This window comes from Devosia sp. WQ 349K1 (genome assembly GCF_016595685.1).
Classification (GTDB): Bacteria; Pseudomonadota; Alphaproteobacteria; order Rhizobiales; family Devosiaceae; genus Devosia.
Genome location: NZ_JAENGO010000004.1, coordinates 150,551 through 170,756, shown reverse-complemented (window position 1 = coordinate 170,756; position 20,206 = coordinate 150,551). Strand labels below are relative to the sequence as shown.

17 protein-coding genes are annotated in these 20,206 nt (G+C 58.6%); 13 read left to right on the top strand and 4 right to left on the bottom strand.

What is annotated here, in order from left to right:
• Window positions 1–68 precede the first annotated feature (68 nt).
• From JHL21_RS09700 to JHL21_RS09640, 13 genes are all read left to right on the top strand, one after another.
• Window positions 69–3,032 (top strand): FAD-binding and (Fe-S)-binding domain-containing protein, encoded by a 2,964-nt coding sequence (locus JHL21_RS09700; RefSeq protein WP_200213185.1) that lies wholly within the window; start codon window positions 69–71, stop codon window positions 3,030–3,032.
• Window positions 3,033–3,137: 105 nt separating this feature from the next.
• Window positions 3,138–4,814, top strand: coding sequence for a thiamine pyrophosphate-binding protein (locus JHL21_RS09695; RefSeq protein ID WP_200213184.1), 1,677 nt, complete (start codon window positions 3,138–3,140; stop codon window positions 4,812–4,814).
• 15 nt (window positions 4,815–4,829) lie between these two features.
• A complete protein-coding gene (locus tag JHL21_RS09690) occupies window positions 4,830–5,888 on the top strand; it encodes an amidohydrolase family protein (RefSeq protein WP_200213183.1) in 1,059 nt (352 codons plus the stop codon).
• Window positions 5,888–6,970: an amidohydrolase family protein gene (locus JHL21_RS09685; RefSeq protein ID WP_169195405.1), complete on the top strand. Its 1,083-nt coding sequence runs from the start codon at window positions 5,888–5,890 to the stop codon at window positions 6,968–6,970. Before JHL21_RS09690 ends, JHL21_RS09685 begins: the two co-directional genes overlap by 1 nt.
• Before the next feature lie 9 nt (window positions 6,971–6,979).
• Complete coding sequence (locus JHL21_RS09680; RefSeq protein ID WP_169195406.1) at window positions 6,980–7,393, top strand: Rieske (2Fe-2S) protein; 414 nt, start codon at window positions 6,980–6,982, stop codon at window positions 7,391–7,393.
• Window positions 7,394–7,407: 14 nt separating this feature from the next.
• Window positions 7,408–7,728, top strand: a complete 321-nt coding sequence (locus JHL21_RS09675) for a non-heme iron oxygenase ferredoxin subunit (protein ID WP_169195407.1) — start codon at window positions 7,408–7,410, stop codon at window positions 7,726–7,728.
• 154 nt (window positions 7,729–7,882) lie between these two features.
• The gene (locus JHL21_RS09670) at window positions 7,883–8,989 is read left to right on the top strand and encodes a PotD/PotF family extracellular solute-binding protein (protein WP_200213182.1); all 1,107 of its coding nucleotides are present in this window, start codon (window positions 7,883–7,885) and stop codon (window positions 8,987–8,989) included.
• A gap of 92 nt (window positions 8,990–9,081) precedes the next feature.
• Window positions 9,082–10,044, top strand: coding sequence for an ABC transporter permease (locus JHL21_RS09665; RefSeq protein ID WP_200213180.1), 963 nt, complete (start codon window positions 9,082–9,084; stop codon window positions 10,042–10,044).
• Window positions 10,045–10,047: 3 nt separating this feature from the next.
• Window positions 10,048–10,848 (top strand): ABC transporter permease, encoded by an 801-nt coding sequence (locus tag JHL21_RS09660; protein WP_169195410.1) that lies wholly within the window; start codon window positions 10,048–10,050, stop codon window positions 10,846–10,848.
• Complete coding sequence (locus JHL21_RS09655) at window positions 10,841–11,920, top strand: ABC transporter ATP-binding protein (protein WP_200213179.1); 1,080 nt, start codon at window positions 10,841–10,843, stop codon at window positions 11,918–11,920. Before JHL21_RS09660 ends, JHL21_RS09655 begins: the two co-directional genes overlap by 8 nt.
• The gene (locus JHL21_RS09650; RefSeq protein WP_200213178.1) at window positions 11,917–12,828 is read left to right on the top strand and encodes an NAD(P)-dependent oxidoreductase; all 912 of its coding nucleotides are present in this window, start codon (window positions 11,917–11,919) and stop codon (window positions 12,826–12,828) included. Before JHL21_RS09655 ends, JHL21_RS09650 begins: the two co-directional genes overlap by 4 nt.
• A gap of 19 nt (window positions 12,829–12,847) precedes the next feature.
• Window positions 12,848–14,041 (top strand): NAD(P)/FAD-dependent oxidoreductase, encoded by a 1,194-nt coding sequence (locus JHL21_RS09645; protein ID WP_200213177.1) that lies wholly within the window; start codon window positions 12,848–12,850, stop codon window positions 14,039–14,041.
• A gap of 24 nt (window positions 14,042–14,065) precedes the next feature.
• The gene (locus JHL21_RS09640; RefSeq protein ID WP_200213176.1) at window positions 14,066–15,139 is read left to right on the top strand and encodes an NAD/NADP-dependent octopine/nopaline dehydrogenase family protein; all 1,074 of its coding nucleotides are present in this window, start codon (window positions 14,066–14,068) and stop codon (window positions 15,137–15,139) included.
• A gap of 97 nt (window positions 15,140–15,236) precedes the next feature.
• On the opposite strand, the gene JHL21_RS09635 is transcribed toward JHL21_RS09640, so the two are convergent.
• Genes JHL21_RS09635 through JHL21_RS09620 form a run of 4 tightly spaced genes read right to left on the bottom strand, consistent with a single transcriptional unit; the run spans window position 15,237 to window position 20,166 of the window.
• A complete protein-coding gene (locus JHL21_RS09635) occupies window positions 15,237–16,379 on the bottom strand; it encodes a hypothetical protein (RefSeq protein ID WP_200213174.1) in 1,143 nt (380 codons plus the stop codon).
• A gap of 4 nt (window positions 16,380–16,383) precedes the next feature.
• Window positions 16,384–17,352 carry a hypothetical protein gene (locus JHL21_RS09630; protein WP_200213173.1) on the bottom strand — a complete coding sequence of 323 codons (969 nt, stop codon included), beginning with the start codon at window positions 17,350–17,352 and terminating at the stop codon, window positions 16,384–16,386.
• Window positions 17,342–19,042 (bottom strand): Hsp70 family protein, encoded by a 1,701-nt coding sequence (locus JHL21_RS09625; RefSeq protein ID WP_200213172.1) that lies wholly within the window; start codon window positions 19,040–19,042, stop codon window positions 17,342–17,344. Before JHL21_RS09625 ends, JHL21_RS09630 begins: the two co-directional genes overlap by 11 nt.
• Window positions 19,039–20,166 (bottom strand): MFS transporter, encoded by a 1,128-nt coding sequence (locus JHL21_RS09620; RefSeq protein ID WP_200213171.1) that lies wholly within the window; start codon window positions 20,164–20,166, stop codon window positions 19,039–19,041. The genes JHL21_RS09625 and JHL21_RS09620 overlap by 4 nt, the downstream gene beginning before the upstream one ends.
• Window positions 20,167–20,206 lie beyond the last annotated feature (40 nt).

The following is a 20,206-nucleotide window of genomic DNA, read 5'->3' as shown; positions in this document are numbered from 1 at the left end:
ACGATGCAGGCTGAAACACTGCTTTCTGGGGCTTGAGATCGGGTCGTCGTACAAGTAAAGCTGGGCCCATGATACCAGCTGTAAAATCGCCCGATGTGATGGCCGTGAGCTATCAAAACTTCCTCGATCACCTCAGGGTTGCGGGATTTTCGGGTGATTTGGAAACGGGCTTAGGTCATCGCCTTGTCCAGTCGACGGACAACTCGATCTATCAAATCGTTCCGGACGCTGTCGCTTACCCGCGTAGCATAGCCGACTTGCAACTGATCGCCAGCCTTGCGCGCGAGGAACAGCATCGCTCGATCATCCTGCGGCCTCGTGGTGGCGGCACTGGCACCAACGGTCAGTCGCTGGGCAATGGGGTGGTCGTTGATATGTCTCGGCATATGAACAAGATCTTGGCGATTGACCCGGTCCGTCGCGTTGCCATTGTTCAGCCCGGCGTCGTCAAGGATCAGCTGCAAAAGGCGCTCAAGCCTTATGGTCTGTTTTTCCCACCTGAACTCTCAACCTCTAATCGGGCGACGATTGGCGGGATGATCAGCACGGACGCCTCGGGGCAGGGATCTGTGCTCTATGGAAAAACCAGAGATCACGTTCGCGCGGTCAAACTGGTGTTGAGCGATGGGGCCTTGCTCGATACGGGCGCGCATGGCGATTGGGACCTCGCGCAACAACTCGACGCGCTGGAGCGGGACGTTGCTGAGCGCTGGCTGCGCGATGTGCCTCAGCTTAATCGCAATGTGACGGGCTATGATCTGGGGCATCTGCGGAAAGCCGATGGTTCGCTGGACTTGAACTCGGTCATCTGCGGTTCCGAGGGGACGCTCGGGCTCATCTCCGAGGCCGAGTTGGCGTTGACGCCTATTCCGGATCACATGGGTCTCGTCACCATCGTCTATGCCGATTTTGTGTCTATGCTGCGGGAAACAAAGAAGTTTCTCGGCTTTGGCGCAGCGTCGGTTGAGGTGTTGGACGAGCGTGTTCTTGGGCTGGCGCGGACCGACGCGGCCGGTGAAAAAGTCGCGCATTTCTTTAGGCCAAGTGCCGATGGGCGATTTGGCAGCGCCTGCATGGTCGAATTTGTCGCTGATAGCGCCGATGGGCTCGAGCAGCAGATGTTGCGCCTCGTTGAAGCGGTCAAAGCCGATGGGCAGTATTTGTCATTGGCGACCACGAACTCGCGCGCCGATATTGCCGATATCTGGGCGATGCGGAAACGCGCAGTGGGCATATTGGGCAATGTGACGGGCACGAGCGCCCCGGTTGCCTTTGTCGAAGATACGGCGGTACCGCCCGAGCAACTGGCCGACTATATTCAGGAATTCAGGGCCCTGCTCGATAGTTTCGGGCTTGGTTATGGCATGTTTGGACATGCTGACAGTGGCGTTATTCACGTCCGCCCGGACATGGATCTTTATGTTCCCGAACGCCGCGAGCAGGTGCAGGCCATTTCTGACAGTGTCTATGCGCTGACGCAGAAGTATGGCGGGGTGCTGTGGGGCGAGCATGGCAAGGGGGTGCGCGGGGCCTATACGCGCGCGTTCTTTGGGGAGCTTTATCCTGCGATCCAGCGCGTGAAGGCGCTGTTTGATCCGCATGAGCAGTTCAATCCGGGAAAGATTGCCAGCAATTTTGGCCCTCTGACAGATGTTGGGGATGTGCCGATGCGCGGCGAGCGCGAAGCGGGCTTGGCCCAGGCGCATAGTGATGGCTATAGCCGGGCGCTGACATGCAATGGCAATGGCGCGTGCTTCGACTTTGAATTTGACGCGCCCATGTGTCCGAGCTGGAAGGCGACGCGGGACCGCCGCCAATCGCCCAAGGGTCGCGCGACTTTGGTGCGTGAGTGGCTGCGCTTGGTGCAGGCGGAGGAGGGCACCCAGGCCGGTACGCGGTCTCGGTCATGGCGTCCGCGACTGTTTGCGCGGATGAGCAAAGGCGCTGACTTTTCTCACGAGGTAAAGGCGGCGCTCGACACCTGCCTTGGGTGTAAGGCGTGTAAGGGCACTTGTCCGGTTAAGGTCGATGTTCCCGCGTTTAAATCGCGATTTCTCGAACAATATCATACGCGCTATTGGCGCACGCCGGCTGATCGGTTGATCGCTGAGATTGAGTTGTTCTTGCCTCTTCTGCCGCTCGTTGCGCCGGTTTATCGCCTCATGGCGAATACCAAACTGGGGCAATCTGGCTTGCGGCTCTTGGGGCTTGAGGCGCTGCCTTCTTTGCCTAGAACACTGCTGAAAAGTGAGCTGGCCGAGCGTGGGGTCGGGGCCTTGGCTCCATCGGACATCGAGGCCCTGTCGCCGCGTGAGAGGCAGGATCTCGTTGCTATCGTCCCCGATGCCTTTGTGGCGATTTTTGAGCCAGCGCTGTTGTTGGATCTGGTTGATCTCTTGCAGGGCTTGGGCTTCCGGCCCTTCATTGTTCGGGTGCAAAACGGCAAGCCATTGCATGCCAAGGGGTTGCTGAAGCGTTTTGACGCCGTGGCGCGTCGGACCGCAGCGCGGTTGCGCGCTTACGATGCGCTCGGTGTGCCGCTGATCGGTGTCGATCCGGCGATGACCTTGGTCTATCGCGATGAATATGCGCCGATTGTCGACGGCGCGGTGAATGTGAAAACCATTGAAGAGTTTCTCGCGCAGAACCTTCATCGTCTGGCGGATGCGCGTCGTGATGGGGGGGCGATGAAGGCACGTTTGGCCAATCATTGTACCGCTACGACGAACCTCTCTGCCTCGTCGCGGCAGTGGGGTGAGGTGTTGGCAGCGGCTGGGATTGCCGCGCAAACGGAAAGTTTGGGCTGTTGCGGCATGGCCGGGACCTTTGGGCACGAGGCCAAGAACCGGCGCCTGTCGCAGCAGATTTATGGGCTCAGCTGGCGGTCTCGCGTTGAGGAGCCCTCTCTTGAGGCAGGTGAGCTAGTGGCGACCGGGTTTTCGTGCCGCTGCCAGGCGGAAAAAGAGAGTGATGCGCGTCTGCGGCATCCGGTTTCGCTAATTTTGGAGCAGTTGCGCGCACGGGGCGCATGAGCGGAGTTTTCAACGCGCGGCGGTCATGGCCTTGACATGGGTCATTTGTACGATAACCATATAACCAATGATAATGCCTCAGTGTTTTAAAGAAGGGCAGGACGAATGGTAGTGCGTACTGGCGGCCGTATTCTGGTTGATCATCTCATCGCTTACGGTGCCAAGGTGAGCTATTGCGTTCCTGGCGAAAGCTTTCTTGGTGCGCTCGACGCATTTTACGACAGTGCTGAGCAGATCTCTCTCATCGCCTGCCGCCACGAAGGTGGCGCTGCGAACATGGCTGAGGCCTATGGCAAGCTGACCGGCGAGCCGGGCATTTGCTTTGTTACGCGCGGTCCGGGGGCGACCAATGCCTCCATCGGTCTACATACGGCGCGCCAAGATTCGACGCCGATGGTTTTGTTCATCGGCCATGTCTCGCGCGAGCAGATCGGCCGTGAGGCCTTCCAGGAAATTGACTACAGACGCATGTTTGGCGAAGTCGCCAAGCACGTGGAGCAGATTGACGACACCAAGCGGATACCGGAAGTGGTGGCGCGCGCCTTCGCCATCGCAACGAGTGGCCGCAAGGGCCCTGTGGTTGTGGTGCTGCCGGAAGATGTTCTCACTGAATGCGTGGACGTGGTCGATGTGCCGCGCCCGGCGCGCGTTTCAGCAGCGCCGACCTCGCAGGCAATTGATCAGCTTTTGGCTGATTTGAGTGCAGCGGAGCGACCACTGATGGTAGTGGGGGGCTCTGGCTGGAATGATGAGGCACGCGTGCAGGCACAGAGGTTTGCGGAAGCTTATGGCGTGCCTGTTGTTGCGGGTTTCCGGTGTCAGGATCGGTTCGATAACGCGCATCCTCTCTATGTCGGTGAGCTCGGTACATCGGTGACGCCGGACCTTAAGGCGCGCGTGAGCCAGGCTGATTTCCTGCTGGTTGTGGGTGATCGCCTCGGCGAGATGACGACGGCCGGTTACACGATTATTGCGTCACCCGCTCCGACGCAGAAGCTTGTGCATGTCCATGCTGGCGCCGAAGAACTTGGCCGCGTGCACCATGCGGATCTAGCGATCAATGCCGATGTTGCGGCGTTCTTTGATGTTCTTTCGGCGGCGCCCGTGGTTGCGCATAACGACTGGGCCGAATGGGCCGAGGCGGGGCGTGCGGAATTTGAAAAGGGTCGCGTGGCGCGTGCGTTTGGCACGGAGCTCGAGCTTGGTGCGGTGATGGAGCAGCTGAGTGCTCTGGCCGATGAGAATGCGATCTTCACCAATGGGGCCGGGAACTACACGGCCTGGCTGCAGCGTCATTATCTCTTCCGCCAGTATCCGACCCAGATCGCGCCACTGAGCGGGGCGATGGGCTATGGCGTGCCAGCGGCTATCGCGGCGAAGTCTCTTTTCCCCGATCGTCAGGTCTTCTGCTTTGCCGGTGACGGCTGCTTCATGATGACCTCGCAGGAAATCGCCACGGCCATGCATTATGGTCTCAACCCGATCTTTATCGTGTTTGATAACGGCATTTACGGCACGATCCGCATGCATCAGGAGCGGGAGTATCCGGAGCGCGTTGTGGCGACCGAATTGACCAATCCTGATTTCGCCGCTTATGCCCGCTCGTTCGGCGCACTCGGAATAACGGTGAAAAAGACCGAGGAATTCACGCCTGCGCTGCAGCAGGCCTTGGCAAGCGATGTTCCGACTGTGCTTCATCTAGTCATACAACCTGATGTCGTGTCTGTTCGGGCGCGGTTGTCGGAGATTCGCGCTGCGTCGCTCGCCAAGGCGACGGCTTAAGTGCAGGAGATGAAAATGGCGTACAACACCATCGACTGTGATGTTCACCCGGCCATTAGCGGGTTGCAGGATCTGCTGCCCTATTACGATGACTATTGGCGTGACTTTGTCTCGATGCGTGAGCTGAACGGCATGGATCTGGGCATTTACCGCCCGTCTTTGCCGTTGAGTGCGCGCCCCGATTGGCTGGGGACTGAACCGCGCGCGGGGGCGAGCCTTGATGTGCTGCAGGGGCAGCTGCTCGATCCGTTTAAGGTCGATATCGCCATTTGCACCGTGCTCAACGGGGCATCCTCATTCTTCAATCCCTATTTCGCAGCGGCGACGTGTAAGGCCAGCAATGATTGGCTGATCGAGAATTGGTTGGCCAAGGATGCGCGCCTGCGTGGCTCGATCATGGTGTCGATCCAAGATCCAGATCTGGCCGCAGAAGAAATTGAGCGCCTGGCGGGCGATCGGCGCTTTGTGCAGGTGGTGATGCCTGTGGCTGGCGATATGCCCTTTGGACGCCGCTATTATTGGCCGATTTATCGGGCTGCGGCCAAGCATGGCCTGCCAATCGCGATCCACCCGGGTGGCGGTGGTCGCTATCAGCAGAGCTATATCGGCAATCACTCGCTCTATCTGGAAGACTATGCGCTGCAGTCGTCGACGATGGCGCACCAGATGTTGAGCCTGATCTACGAAGGCGTTTTCTCGGAGTTTCCGGACCTCAAGGTGGTGATGTTGGAATCGGGTGTGACCTGGGTTCCGTCCTATCTGACCGACGCGGAAAACAAGTGGATGGCGCTGCGCCGTGAAGTGCCGTGGGTTGATAAATCCCCATGGGATTACGCGCGCAAACACTTCCGCTTCACCACCCAGCCGTTTGATGCGCCGAACAATGGCGAGATCGTCAATCGGGTCATCGACATGCTGGGTTCTGAGGACATGCTGCTGTTCTCGACGGACTATCCGCACTTCCAGTTCAACGGCGACAACGCCTTGCCAACTGGCCTGAGTGACGAGCGGATCGCTCGCCTCAAAAGCATAAATCCACTCGCAACTTATTCGCGTTTGTCTGAGGCGGTCTGATGAGCTCTCCAACCTCTCCTGTTCAGAACGGCATCGTTGACTGCGATATCCATCCTGTCTGCCCGCCTGAGTTGCTGAAGACCTTCCTGCCCGCCAAGTGGCACGAAATGCACGACCTCTATCGCGGGGCATCGAAGGGACCATTCTTTGGCCTCGACCCCTATGCCGGTATCGAGCCGAACATTTCCCGTCGCGACGCTTATCCGCCGGGCGGTGGCATTCCGGGCACTGATCTAGCTTTCATGCAGGAGCAGTATCTCAATCCGCATAATGTCGAGATTGGTCTTTTGCAGCCTTTGTCGCCAACTGGTGGCATGCAGCGCCATTTGGATCTGGGCGTGGCCATGGCCTCGGCCGTCAACGATTGGCAGCTGGAACGCTGGTCGCAGGAAGACAATCGCCTGCGCACTTCGATCACGGTCACGCAGGATCATACAGAGGCAGCGGTTGAGGAAATCAATCGCCTCGGCAAGAACCCGCTGGTGGCGCAGGTTGGGCTGTTGCAGCGCAATACTGAACCGGCCGGGCGTCGTCGCTATTGGCCGATCTACAAGGCGGCTGTTGAGCACGGCTTGCCGATTGGTGTGCATGTCGGCGGCAATGGCGGCACACCGCCAATGGGCAATGCCGGATGGGCCTCCTACCACGTGCAGCAGCATCAGCTGACCCATGGTGGTTTCACCGCCTTTGCCATGAGCATGATCATGGAAGGCGTGTTCGAGGAATTCCCTGACCTCAAGCTTTTGCTGGTAGAAGGGGCGTTTACCTGGGTGCCCTCGACGCTGTGGCGCTTGGACAAGCTCTGGGAAACCATGCGTTCGGAAGTGCCGAACCTCAAGCGCAAGCCTTCGGAATACTTCGCCTCGAACGTCTATGTTTCGACCCAGCCCATGGACGTTTACAAGAACCCAGCGGACCTGCGTCAAATCATGGAATGGGTTGGTTGGGACAATCTGTGCTTCGCATCGGACTACCCGCATTGGGACTTTGACGATCCGCGTTACGTGTTCACCTTCCCGCTCTCGGCTGAGGAGCGCCGTAAGGTGTTCTCCGATAACGCCCGCAAGTTCCTGCGTCTCTAGGAGGTTCTGATGGCGAAATACGTTGTTGCCAAGGTCGGGGATATTGCTCCAGGCGCGCAGCTCGCTTTCAAGGCGGGTGGTCGTCCGATCGTCGTATACAATCTCGATGGCGAATATTTCGCCCTGCTGGACAAGTGCCCACACCAAGGTGCGCCGCTGAGTTCGGGTGTACGCTCTGGTCTGGCTGGCCATGATGGTCCGGGCCGTCCGTGCATGAAGCGTCAGGGTGAGATTGTCATGTGCCCCAACCACGGTTGGGAGTTTGACATCCGCACGGGGCAATCATGGTTCGACCCGGCGAACACCAAGGTGAAGACCTATTTCAGCGAAGTTGCCTCCGGCAATGAAGTTGTAAAAGGCCCCTATAAGGCTGAGACTTTTGAGGTTTCGGTCGATGATAACTATATCGTTGTGTCTGTCTAAAGAGCTGTTTGCGTATGTCGTCTAGTGTTCGTGTTGCTGCTGTCGCCGATGTCTCCGAGGGGGAGATTCTCAAGGTGTTTGTCGGGGATCGTCAGATCGCCCTGTACCATATGCCCGGCGGCGAATTCCGCGCCACTGACGACCTCTGCTCACACGGCCAAGCCTTCTTGTCTGATGGCTGGCTGACCGATGAAGGCCATGTTGAATGCCCATTGCATGGTGGGTGTTTCGACACGCTGACTGGGGAGCCAACTTTGGCGCCCTGCGAGGTGGCAATTCGGGCCTACAAGGTCCGGGTTGAAGGAGAAGAGATTCACGTCGAACTGGCTGATTGAAAAGAGAATTTCTAATCAGCGGTAAGGCTTGGATTTCTATTCTAGGGAACGCACCAAGGTTAGTCGTCCGTCAACTGGTACGATAACCCGACGTGTATTAGCGTGTCAGAATTGGGGAATTCCGACACGCATTAGAGGGTGAGAGGATAATAAGATGAATTTCAAGCTGAACCGCCGTGGATTTTTGAAGGCTGGTGCTGCGACGCTCGCCACCGGCTTGGCGATGCCAGCCCTGATCGGCCGCGCACACGCCGCAGGCGTGGTCAACATTGTTGGTCACGACTCTTACGTGCCGAAGGACCTGCGCGAGAAGTTCACGCAGGAAACCGGCATCGTCATCAATCTGCGCTCGACAACCGATCAGTCGCAGATTTTCAATCTGCTAGCTGCCGAAGGTGATCAGCGCCAGACCGATATGTCGATCATCGCGGGCCACCGCATGTTCGCTTACATCGCCACCGATTATCTGGCCGAAATCGACGAGTCCAAGCTTCCGGGCATGTCCAAGATCAACCCGGTCTACCGCGATGCGGACGCTCAGTTCATTCAGGGCAAGCGCTACGGCATTCCTGTCCTGACCGGTTTTGCCATGATGGCAAGCCGCAAGGGCGTGGTTGCGCCGGAAGACACCGAAACCTGGGAAACCATTTTCGGTGACAAATATGCCGGTCGCGTCACCCTGCGTCCGGGCAGCGCGCTCTATGCAGCCATGTTCCATCTTGGTTTGCAGGATGTCTGGACCGGTTACAACGGTGACTCTGCTGCCGTCGAAGCCATGCTCAAGGAATGCCGCGAATACGCCATTTCCCGTAAGCATGTTCTGCGCAAGTGGTATGACACCACTGCTGAATTCCAGCAGCTCTATTTCGGTAATGAAATTGACGCGGGCATGGGCTTTACCGAAACGGCAATGCTTCTTGCCGGTGCAGACAGCAGCGTTCAGCCGGGCATTCCGGTCGAAGGCACCACTGGCTGGACCTATAACTACTCGCTGTTCAAGAACTCGGCGAACCAAGAAAACACTTATAAGTTCATCGACTTCTTGCTGCAGCAAGAGAGCATTGGCTCGTCGATGACCCGTTCGTCTGGCAGCCTGTCGACCTTCCTTGATGCGACATCGGGCCTGACCGAAGCGGAAGCTCAGGCGATCCAATTCTCGGATGAACAGCTCCAGCGCATTACCTGGCTCGACGTGAAGGGCGCCGACGACAACCGTTACGGCTTGCTCGATCAGTACGGCGCTGGCTTGCGCGAAGCTTGATGCAAACACCCGCGCAGCTGAAACGCTGCGCGGGTCCCTGCGGCCCCCACGCATGTCTCGGTCTTTGATATGCGAAAGATATAGAGCAGACTATGAGCTCAACAGTTGTCGCCACAAAGCGCCGCAGCGAAGGGAAGGTCCACTGGTCGTACCTTCTCATGTCCAACGCGCCTTACCGCGCGCTTTCCGGTTTCCTCAATCGTAACCTGAAGTTGGCCTCCATCCTTATGGTGGTGCTTCCTGTTGCTTGGCTCGTTCTGTGGAACATTTTTCCGCTAGGACAGATGCTCAATATCAGCCTGCTCCAGCAATATCCTGTGCCAGCGGGACAGTCTGAAGTCCGGACTTTTGAGCATTACCTGCTCTTGTTTACCGACTACACGGTGTATCTGCCGTTCTTAAGGACAATGGGCTTTGCCGTTGTGGTGTCGTTCGTCGCGCTCGTGCTGATGACGCCGCTGGCCTATTTCATTGCCAAGAAAGTGCCGAAGAACTTGCAGGTGCGCCTCTTGCTGTTGGCCATGGTGCCCTCGTGGGTGGGCGAGCTTATCCGCGTGTTCTCTTATGTGCTGATTTTTGCCTCGAACGGCGCGATCAATCTCGTGTTGATGTGGGCCAATTTCATCGAGCGCCCGATCCCCTTTCTCTACACCTGGTTCTCGCTGGGGGCGGGGATGCTGTATGTCGTGGCGCTGTTCATGCTCGTGCCGCTTTATGCCGCCATCGAGAAGATCCCGACCAATGTGCTTGAAGCCGCTTCAGACCTCGGCGCCAACGGCATAACCCGCTTTTTCAAGGTGACGCTGCCGCTCATGCGCGATGGTATCGCGACGGGTGTGACGCTGGTTTTCCTGATTACGACCGGTGTTTATACCGTGCCGATGATCCTTGCTGGCACAGACAGCAATCTGTTTGCGCAGGTCATCGCCTCCTACTTCCATGAATCCAGCCTGACCTGGCCACGCGGCGCAGCGCTCGCGATCATCCTGTTTGTCAGTGCCTTGATCATCAGCGGCGTTCTGCATTCGCTTCTGCGCGCCAAGAAGAAGTACTGATCGATGAAGTTCTTCACTAAACTGACGCAAAACTGGAGCTGGCTCGGCTTCGCTTATGCGGCCTTTGCCTTCTACCTCCTCAGCCCGCTCATGATCGTTGTGATGATGAGCTTTAAGGATGGCGTTTTCCTCGGCTTCCCGATTGAGAAGTGGACCACGCGTTGGTTCCTCGAAGTCGCGCAAGATCGCGAGTTTCACAGCGCGCTGGGCCTGTCGCTTTACATCGCGGTGATTTCGACGCTGATTGCGCTGATCGTCGGCGTTTGGGTGGCGGTGCTGTTGGCCCGCGCCAAGCTTTGGGGGCGGCCGATTATTTTCGCACTGGCCTGTATGCCGCTGGTGGTCCCGTCCATCGTTTCGGCCATTTCGCTGCGCATCTTTGCGCAATCAGTGGGCATCCCGCCTGGCACGACAGCCATCATCATGGCGCACGCGATCCATAGCGTGCCCTACATGACCTTGATGGCGCTGACCCGTCTCAACGGCATGCCGAAGAACATTACCGAAGCAGCGCGCGATTTGGGGGCGGATAGCTTCGTCACCTTCGTGCGCGTGACACTGCCCTATCTCATGCCCGCGCTGATCGGCGGGACGGTGTTTTCAATGCTGTCGAGCTTTGACGACTTCGTCCGCTCGTTCTTCTTGGGCGGCTACAACCCGACACTTCCAGTCCTGATTTACGGCCGCATTTTCTCCGGTCTCACGCCTAGTCTGGCGGCTATGTCCACCATGATCCTCGTCGTGACGATCTGTATTGGCCTCTACACCGAGCGCATGGTTCGCAGAAGGATGAACAATGGCTAACGTTCTCAAGGTTGACGCCGTCACCAAAGAGTTTTCTGATTTCGTCGCCGTTAAGTCGCTGTCGCTCGAATTGAAGTCTGGCGAGTTCGTAACCCTGCTGGGACCGTCGGGGTGCGGCAAGTCGACGACGCTGCGTATGGTGGGTGGGTTTGAAGAACCGACCAGCGGCAAGATTTACATTGAGGGTGTGGATTCAACCAATATCCCGCCGCATAAGCGCAATGTGAACATGGTGTTTCAGGACTATGCCCTGTTCCCACACTTGACCGTTCGGCAGAACGTTGCCTTTGGCTTGCAGCTCAAGGGCCTGCCGGAAGCCGAGGTTACGGCGCGCGTTGATGAACTGCTCAAGCTGGTTCAGCTCGACACCATGCATCGCCGTATGCCGAGCGAATTGTCTGGCGGTCAGCGTCAGCGCGTGGCTTTGGCGCGTGCGCTTGCGCCGAACCCGCCACTGCTGCTGCTCGACGAGCCGCTGGGGGCGCTCGACGCCAAGCTGCGCCGCGAGATGCAGGACGAACTGCGTCGCTTGCAGCGCGCTACCGGCAAAACCTTCGTTCTGGTCACCCATGATCAGGAAGAAGCGCTGACCATGTCCGACACGATTGTGGTGATGAACGAGGGGCGCATCGAACAGATGGGCTCGCCGGAAGAGCTCTACAATTTCCCACGGACCGAATTCGTTGCCCGCTTTATCGGCGAGATGAACTTCCTGCCGGTTCAAGTCAAAACGCTGTCCGATGGTTTGGCCAACGTGGCCTGGGGGCTGTTCGATTTGCGCGCTGTGCCGGTATCGGCAGACGTAAAGATTGGCTCGAACCTCATCGGCGTGCGTCCGGACAAGATCACGCTGCATGCCAACCAGCAGGGCGTGGGGCAGGACAATATGCTTACCGGCCGTATCGAAGACCGCGTCTTCCGCGGCAGCTCTGTCCATTACACTGTTGAGGTCAATGGCGTTCGCTTCGCTGTCACCGCGTCAGCCGAGCAGAACTTTGCTGCTGGTGATCAGGTAGTTATGGCCTGGAGCACCCAAAATACCCTTCTCATGAACACGGCAGAAGCTAAGTGATCGAACTTCTCGCTCTCATCAAAATTCCATCGCCTGCGGCTGAGCGTATTGCTGAGCATTTCACTGTGCACCAGCTGCCCGAAGAGGGTGAGGCGCGCAGCGCTATGTTGGCCGAAGTGGGCCCGCGCATCCGCGGGATCGTGACCGGCTCGCGCGGGTATGTGCGCGAAGAGCTGCTGGAGCAACTGCCCGCGCTGGACATTATCGCCTGCTACACGGCCGGTGTTGATCCTATCGACGTGGAAGCGGTCAAGCGTCGTGGCATTGCGCTGTTCAACAACTCTGCGGCGCTGAACGACACGGTTGCGGATTTGGCGCTGGCGCTGTTGCTGGGTATCGCCCGCGATGTCACCGGGGCCGATGCGCATGTGCGGGCCAATCTGTGGCCGGAGCGCCGCTATCGTCCGGGCAACCTCTTGCGTGGGCGCAAGGTGGGTATTGTTGGTCTTGGGGGCATTGGCCTTCAGATCGCGCATCGCTGCGCGGCGTTTGGCATGGAGGTCGCCTACTACGGTCCCCGTCCTAAGGACGTCGACTACCGCTATGAAGCGGATCTGCTTGAGCTTGCAAAGTGGTCTGACACTTTGATGCTGTCATGCCCGGGTGGCCCGGAGACGCAGAACATTATCAACGCGGACGTTTTGGCGGCTTTGGGGCCGGGCGGATGGTTGGTCAATGTGGCGCGTGGGTCGGTGGTCGACGAGGCGGCGCTGATTGCGGCGTTGCAGAACGGCACGATCGAACGGGCCGGACTTGATGTGTTCGCCGATGAGCCGCGCGTTCCGGCAGAGCTGATGCAGATCGACCGTGTGTTGCTGAGCCCACATCAGGGCAGCTCCAGCGTCGAAGTGTTGCCGCTGCGCGCTGAGATCATTCTGGGCCAATTGCGCGACCATTTTGGCAACTGACAAAGAGCGGCCTCTTGGCATGACACAATCGATCGTAATCATTGGGGGTGGCTTGGCGGGTTATGCGCTGGCCACGGCTCTCCGCAAAGCCTCGGCTGATATTGCTCTGACGGTGATTTCTGAGGAAGCGTATGCCCCTTACGATCGGCCGCCGCTGAGCAAGGCGGTGCTGCTGGCCGATGAACCTGCGCCGCCCTATCTGCTCCCTCCGGAGGCTTGGGCGGAGCGCAGTATTGCGCTTTTGCTCAATAGCCGGGTTGCCGAGATCAATCGCGCTGAGCGTGTAGTGGTGCTGCAATCGGGGCAGACGCTGGCCTATGATCAGTTGATCTTGGCAACGGGCGGAAGCCCAAGGCGGCTTGCTGTTCCGGGCGCGGAGCATGTGTCCTATCTGCGCAGTTTTGAGGATGCTCTGGCCATCCGTCAAAATCTGAAGGCGGGGTCTTCGCTGGTTTGCATTGGCGCCGGGGTGATTAGCCTTGAGCTGGCTTCGGTGGCGCGAGACCTCGGGGTGAATGTGCATGTCGTTGAAGCCACCTCAAGCGTTATGGGGCGATTGCTGCCAGCGCCTGAGCGCGAGTTTTTCCACGCGGTCCATGTCGAGCGTGGCGTCGCGTTTCACTTTAACGCCGGTCTTTCCTCGATTGAGGCGAGAGAGGCGAGCTATCAGGTGGTCTTGGCCGATGGGCGGGCGCTGGAGGCTGATCTAATCGTCGCGGGTATCGGCATGTCGCCCAATACCGAACTGGCCACTGCGGCTGGGCTCGCGGTCGGTCGCGGGATCATTGTTGATACTTACGGTCAGACGTCCGATCCGGCGATCTATGCGCTGGGCGATGTTGCCGAGTTCTTCCATGACGGCTCCAAAACGCACGCCATGCTTGAGACCTGGTACAACGCCATGGACCACGCGGCGGCCATGGCGAAAACGCTGTCTGGTACGCCGACCGTCTATGCGCCGACGACACGGTTTTGGACAGATCAGTTCGGTCGCAATTTCCAGATGGCTGGCAATGCCGCTCTGGCCACGCAGGTGGTTGAAGAAGGCGACCGTGCGGAGGGGAAATTCTCGGTCCTTTATCTCAATGACGATGGGGTGATCGTGTTTGCGATGAGTGCTGACGACCCGCGACGGCTGCGTATGGCGCTCAAATCCATCCAAGCAGGCGAGGTCTATGGCGATCTCTCCAAGGCGAAGCGCCTCAACTCGTAAATTCAAATCTAGGAACACTTTGTCATGACGAAAGTCGCTATCGCAGGCGCTGGTGCCGTTGGTTTTACGTCCGCCTGTTTGCTCCGCCTCCTCGGCAATGACGTGACGCTCTGGTCGCCGTCGGGTCGCGGGACCATGGGCCTGCGCGAGAACAATAAAATCACCACGACGGGCAGTGTGAACGGCACGTTCGATGTGAATTTCGTCGAAGACCCAAAGCTTCTGGTCGAGTCCGCCAAGCTGATCCTGATCGCTATTCCGGCCTATGGTCAGCGCTCGATTTTCAATCAACTGGTGCCCTATTTGACCGATGAGCACACCGTGCTGATCACCGGTGGTCAAATGGGTCTGGGCGATCTCTATCTCTCCAAGCTCTTGGCTGATGCGGGCAAGAAGACCCTGATTGCTGTGCTCAATGGTCCAATGACCATGGGCCGTAAGCTTGGGCCAAATGACGCTGTGCAAGTGCCACCAAAGAAGATGGCGCGCATTTCAGCCATCCCTGCTGACCAGACTGACCGTGCTATCGCTGTTGTCTCGGAAGCCTTTGGTGACCGCTTCAAGGGCTTTGGCAGCGCCTTGGAAGTTGGCCTGATGGCCATGGGCGGCATTGTCCACTCCGGCCTTGTGATGGGAAATATCACCCGCATGGAAGAGGGTGAGGAATGGTGCGGCTATTACTACGTCACCGAGTCCATCAGTCGCCTGATCAACGCGCTCGACCAAGATCGCCGCGCTGTCGCCAAGGCCTTTGGTATCGATAGCCCAAGCGCTGCGGGGATTTTCACCCAGGGTCAGCGTCCTGACGCGACTGTCCGTGAAGTGCTGTTCCCACTGACCTACGAACGCACCTTCCGCAATGGTCCGCGCAAGATCGAGCATCGCTATGTTGAGGAAGAAATTCCATACAATCTGGTCACGCTTGAACGCTTTGGACGCCTAGCTGGCATCCAGACGCCAAATGTGACCCGTGTCATCGACATGTATCAAATCATGCGCGACCGCGACTATCGCACCAAAAACACCATGGCCGTGGCGCTGGGTATCGACGAGCTGTCGGTCGATCAGATCAATCAGAAGTTCACTCAGGGCTTTTAAGCTTTTTGCCAGCGGCCGCACTGTGGGCGCTGGCAACACTCTCGTCTGGCCCGTCATCGGGCCAGATCGCCGCTATCGCACTGCGGCAGACCCGCCCTTAGGGCAAGAGGCCGACCTCACGCAGATCGGCAAGTAGCGCTTCGTAAACAGCCTTCGCATGAACGTCACGACGGAAGTAGAGTGGCGACGTTTGCGGCTGGCGGGCCAGAGCCGCCGTGATTGCCGTTGCATCATTGCTGTTGGGCACGGGGGCCGTCAGCAATTGGGCGATGGCTGGCGATTGGTCCACATGACCAAAAATCGTAACATAGTCCTGCAGCACGCCTTGCGTGAGGGCGCTGAGGTCGTGGCCCTCTAAAATGCCCTTATCGGTCAGTTTGGAGGCGCTCAAAAAGGTCGCGAAGAGCGCCTGCTCGCCTGCGTGAGCGAAAACATAGTGATTTGTGTTCTCTAGTGTTTCGAACGGCCAATCGGCAACAATGGCCGGGGCATTGTCGCCACTCGCCGCTGCTATCAGCCATTCTGGTGATATTGCTATCGGACTCGCTGTTGGGACGGGACCACCTGCGAAAACGGCCTCTCCTTTCGCGGCGCTAGCGGTATACTCGAGACTTTGATGCCAATGCACATTGAGCGCTTTGCCATCGGTGGAGAAGGCAGCGGCCATCCGGGCGGGCGGAGCTATTTGGATGCCATTGATGGTTTCTCCCGGAAGGCTGCGCAGCTCTGTGGCGACACGCAAACGGCAATTCTGCTGGGCAGCCGTGGACTGAGTTTCGCAAATAATGACGCCGCCAAGGTCCGGTTGCGTGCTCTGGGTCGAGGCGGGATAGGTCAGGTGGAGCCGCGGGAATGGATAGCGCTCAAAGCGATCAATCGTCTCTTCGAGGGAGGCGGATTTGGGTACAGCAAGCCAAGCAGGTGGGGCGCCATACAGTGTCGCTAACTGGTTCGTCGAGTGGGACACGTCCATGCGGAGAATCCATGGCGGGCGAGCCCAAGGGGCAAAGGTGGAAAGCACCAGCCATAGGCACATGCCGGCGGTCAGCAGGGAGGCGATGACCTGCCCCCGCCTATAGCCCCAGAGTGGTGCCGTGAGCTTCTGCCTTAATTTCCACAATGGCATCGGCTTGCCGCGCCGCGCCGCGTGTGCGTCCCATTCCCGCAACAGCCGCCGAAACGCGCGTCGCAACAGGCTCACCAACACCCAAGATATGAAGATTACAATGAAGAAGGTCATGGGCTTAGATGAACAGGTATTGGCGGAAGACGAAGAATAAGACGGTGTAGATCACCAGAGCATACCAGCGCAGGAAGAGATGGACCGTGCGGCCCTGGGTCGGTACGGGCTTTGTGGTCGGGCTTGTGAGGAGCCCTGCGATATCGACTAGTACGTTCCCAGACGCGGGGTGTCGTCTTAGAAATCCGACGCTGTCGGTGGTCCATGCGTAGCGCGCGTCCACCAAACGCAACCAAGCCACTGGCGGGTAGAGTGCATATGGGGGCTTGGCCTGCAAACTCGTCACGATGAGCCCTTCGACCAAACCACTGGTATCTGGCGCGGAAATCTGGTCGGCCGAGATAAGCTGTTGCCAGATATCGAGGTCATAGTTTTTTTGGTTTAGGTGCTCAATGATGGCAGCGACAGCGCGGTCGGTTTCGGACGGTTGGGCAAGCTCTGGTTCGGCCGAAACTGTGTGTTCGGCAGCCCATATCTGGCGGATCGGCTCATCGTCTGGTGCAGTGAACTGGGTATCCGCCGGTGCAGAGGCTGGTGCATCTGCTGGTGCGGAGGCTGGGACATCTGCCGGTACAGAGGCTGGTGCATCTGCTGGTGCGGAGGCTGGGACATCTGCCGGTACAGAGACTGGTGCATCTGCTGGTGCGGAGGCTGGGACATCTGCCGGTACAGAGGCTGGTGCATCTGCTGGTGCGGAGGCTGGGACATCTGCCGGTACAGAGGCTGGTGCATCTGCTGGTGCGGAGGCTGGGACATCTGCCGGTACAGATGCCGGTGCACGGGGTGCTGGTGGGGCGTTCGAGGCAACATTGCGGAGTGCGGCATCATAGGCTGCACGGAGGGTCGCAAAACCCGCGATGTCGACGTCGACATCGATGGTGCGAAGCTTGGATGCATAAGCGCGTTTTACGGCCCGATCTGTTTGCGCTGGCGCATCCAGCCCCAGCTCCGACCATGGCCAGTTAACGGACAAATGTTTTCTCCAGAACCTCGATACTGATGCTGATCGCCTCGCGTTCAGCGGCGATGAACTTTGGGTCTTGGGTGCGAAGCGCCAGCTCGAACCGCACGAGCAAGTCGTGCGCGCTTGCGCGCTCGTCACCCAAGAGCATCTCATGCACCTGATTTATGGCTGCGATCAAAGCAACATTGGGAGCATCGTCGCGTGGATTGACCTTGAAGCGGTCCATTTCTTTGAGACGCTTGGCGCGTTCATCGGCGGTGAGTGCCTGCGCGAGATTGTCGATGAGTTCGGTGTATCTGGCGCCGGAGGAGCACACCTCAACATCGACGGCCAAGAGGCCGCTGGTGTCATAGGTAAATCGCACCTCGATTGCCTCACGGCCAGCAGGGCCCGGCAATAGAGGTACGCTTAGACTGCCGAGGTGGACATTGGCCGAAGCGAGGGCGGCCTCCCCCTGATAAATTTTCAGGTCAATACGGGTCTGATTGTCTACAATTGTCGAAAAAACACCGCTTCGGCTGGCAGGGAGCGGGGTGTTGCGGTCAATGATTGCAGAATAGAGCCCAGGAATTGTCTGCTTCTTTTGCAAGGCGGTGGTCTCTATGCCGAGCGAAAAGGGGGCAACGTCGGTCATCACCATGTCGCCGAGTCCAGCATCGCGCTGGACCAGGCCCGCCTGAATAGCGGCACCGAGCGCAACGGCGTGATCCGGATCGAGGACCTGCACCGGCAGCTGCCGGAATATGCGTGCGGCAAGGGAGCGAACGGCCTGTAAGCGTGTGGCGCCGCCGACCAAGATGACGCGATCAAGACCGTCGACATCGAGCTTTGAGTCATAGAGGCACCGCTCGATCGGGCGGCGCATGCGGGCGAGCAGATCTGCGGTCATCTCGTCAAACTTGGCGCGATCGAGCTTAAAATCGTGGTGCTGGCCGTTCAGTTCAAAGGCTGTGGTGACAGTTTCGGCCCCGGACAGTCCTCGTTTGGCGCGTTCGGAGATCGCTAGGAACGCTTCTTGGCGCTCTGGCGACATTGCGCCGTAGTCGAGACCGGCCGTTTTCGCGAAGTGTTCCGCTATGGTTCTGGTGAAATCTTCTCCCCCCAGATGGGCGTCGCCCGCGCTGGCGCGCACCTCCATCACGCCATCGAACATTTCCAGAATGGACACGTCGAAGGTCCCGCCACCTAAGTCGATGACCGCGAAGGTCGTCTCGGCGTCGCGCTCAAGCAGGCCAGTCGCCAAGGCGGCGGCGGTGGGCTCGTTGATCAGGCGCGACACGTTCAGGCCGATAATTTCTGCGGCGTCCTTGGTGGCCTGCCGTTGTACGGCGTTGAAATAGGCGGGAACGGAAATGACCGCATCCGTCACGGGTTTACCCAAGGCGATCTCGGCATCTTCCTTGAGCGATTTCAGGACGAAAGCCGATAATTGGACCGCATCGAACTGGCGTTTGCCGAGATTGATCTTGGTCTTGGTTCCCATGAGCCGCTTGAACCGGGCAGTGGTAAGGTCGGGGCGCAGCATGAGCCGGCTGAGAGCCGCTTTGCCCACGAGAACCGTCGCACCGTCATCAGCCAAGCCGACGGCGGACGGGGTCAAAACCTCGCCAAGAGCATTGGGGAGGAGGCGCGCTTGCCCGTCCTCAAATACGGCGACCAGAGAATTCGTTGTGCCAAGGTCAATACCGATGCAGCTCATGCGCTGGTTTTCTCGCTACGGACTAACAAGAGGGCGACAATAGACGCGAAGATGCAAGCTATGCTGGTGCATAAGAATACCAGAGCACTGTCGAGGGCGTAAAGCTGTCCGGCGACGAGGATGAAGAGGGCCGAGATGAGCCCTGTCCCAGCGGCATAGGTGCCGGTCGCACTTGAGAGTGCTTCGACCGGGATGTTGCGGCGCATATAGGTGGCGACACCGATTTGGGTCATGGCCAGCGAACCAGTTTGCAAGAGCTGCATGAAGAGCGTGGGGTAGAGATCTGCCGAATAGGCGAAGGTGCCCCAGCGCAGAACGCTCGCTATGGTGCCAATGGCGATAATTTTGCCAGCAGTGAGGCGTGCGGAAACGCGGCTAGAAAGCGCGAAGGCGAACACTTCAGCGCCAACGCCAAGCGCCCAAAACGCGCCAATGGCGAGTGTTGAGTGGCCAGCCTCGATCCAGCGGAACGTGCTGTAGGCGTAGAAGACGCCATGGCAGGATTGCGCGATTGCGGCGCTGCCAACGAGCAGCAAGAAGCTGCGGTTCCGTATGGCGGTGCTGATTGTGGCCAGCGAGGTCGCTTGATCGCGGGTGCGGGTTCTGCGCGGGAGGGCGCTGGCCAATACGGCTTGGCACAGCAGCACGACGCTGACCAAGACGATGACGGCTGCGGTGCCCTGCCAATCGACCAGATAGCCACACAGAAGCGTTGTGACGACAACAGCGCCCGAGCCCCAAGCGCGGACATTGCCGAACTCAAGACGAGAGGAGGCGAGGTTGGCGAGTAGGATGGACTCGCTCAAAGGAATGAATGGGGCGCTGACGAAGCGCGAGCAGAGGAAGATACCGGCTATGGCAACCGGCGTTGAGGCCAGCTGCAGCCCGGCATTGGCGAGCAGGGCAAGAGCGATGAGGCCAAGGAGGATGAACTTGGCTTGGCCGGTTTTGTCTGCCAATCCGCCAACGATGGGGTTGATCAAAACTGCCAATAGGGCCCCGGCGGCAGTCATTGTTCCAATGTCTTGGATGCTGAGGCCTTCAGACTGCAGCCACAGCGGCATGAAGCTTATGCCAATTGCGATTTGGGCATAGAGAGCAAAATAATAGGCGTAGAACGACATGATGCAAAAACTGCCCTGACCGCATGGCCGGTATCGTATT

What these genes read in the sequence shown, in the direction of transcription:
- JHL21_RS09700 (WP_200213185.1), top strand. Translation starts at nt 69, where the DNA reads ATGATACCAGCTGTAAAATCGCCCGATGTGATGGCCGTGAGCTATCAA.
- JHL21_RS09695 (WP_200213184.1), top strand. Translation starts at nt 3,138, where the DNA reads ATGGTAGTGCGTACTGGCGGCCGTATTCTGGTTGATCATCTCATCGCT.
- JHL21_RS09690 (WP_200213183.1), top strand. Translation starts at nt 4,830, where the DNA reads ATGGCGTACAACACCATCGACTGTGATGTTCACCCGGCCATTAGCGGG.
- JHL21_RS09685 (WP_169195405.1), top strand. Translation starts at nt 5,888, where the DNA reads ATGAGCTCTCCAACCTCTCCTGTTCAGAACGGCATCGTTGACTGCGAT.
- JHL21_RS09680 (WP_169195406.1), top strand. Translation starts at nt 6,980, where the DNA reads ATGGCGAAATACGTTGTTGCCAAGGTCGGGGATATTGCTCCAGGCGCG.
- JHL21_RS09675 (WP_169195407.1), top strand. Translation starts at nt 7,408, where the DNA reads ATGTCGTCTAGTGTTCGTGTTGCTGCTGTCGCCGATGTCTCCGAGGGG.
- JHL21_RS09670 (WP_200213182.1), top strand. Translation starts at nt 7,883, where the DNA reads ATGAATTTCAAGCTGAACCGCCGTGGATTTTTGAAGGCTGGTGCTGCG.
- JHL21_RS09665 (WP_200213180.1), top strand. Translation starts at nt 9,082, where the DNA reads ATGAGCTCAACAGTTGTCGCCACAAAGCGCCGCAGCGAAGGGAAGGTC.
- JHL21_RS09660 (WP_169195410.1), top strand. Translation starts at nt 10,048, where the DNA reads ATGAAGTTCTTCACTAAACTGACGCAAAACTGGAGCTGGCTCGGCTTC.
- JHL21_RS09655 (WP_200213179.1), top strand. Translation starts at nt 10,841, where the DNA reads ATGGCTAACGTTCTCAAGGTTGACGCCGTCACCAAAGAGTTTTCTGAT.
- JHL21_RS09645 (WP_200213177.1), top strand. Translation starts at nt 12,848, where the DNA reads ATGACACAATCGATCGTAATCATTGGGGGTGGCTTGGCGGGTTATGCG.
- JHL21_RS09640 (WP_200213176.1), top strand. Translation starts at nt 14,066, where the DNA reads ATGACGAAAGTCGCTATCGCAGGCGCTGGTGCCGTTGGTTTTACGTCC.
- JHL21_RS09635 (WP_200213174.1), bottom strand. Translation starts at nt 16,379, where the DNA reads ATGACCTTCTTCATTGTAATCTTCATATCTTGGGTGTTGGTGAGCCTG.
- JHL21_RS09625 (WP_200213172.1), bottom strand. Translation starts at nt 19,042, where the DNA reads ATGAGCTGCATCGGTATTGACCTTGGCACAACGAATTCTCTGGTCGCC.
- JHL21_RS09620 (WP_200213171.1), bottom strand. Translation starts at nt 20,166, where the DNA reads ATGTCGTTCTACGCCTATTATTTTGCTCTCTATGCCCAAATCGCAATT.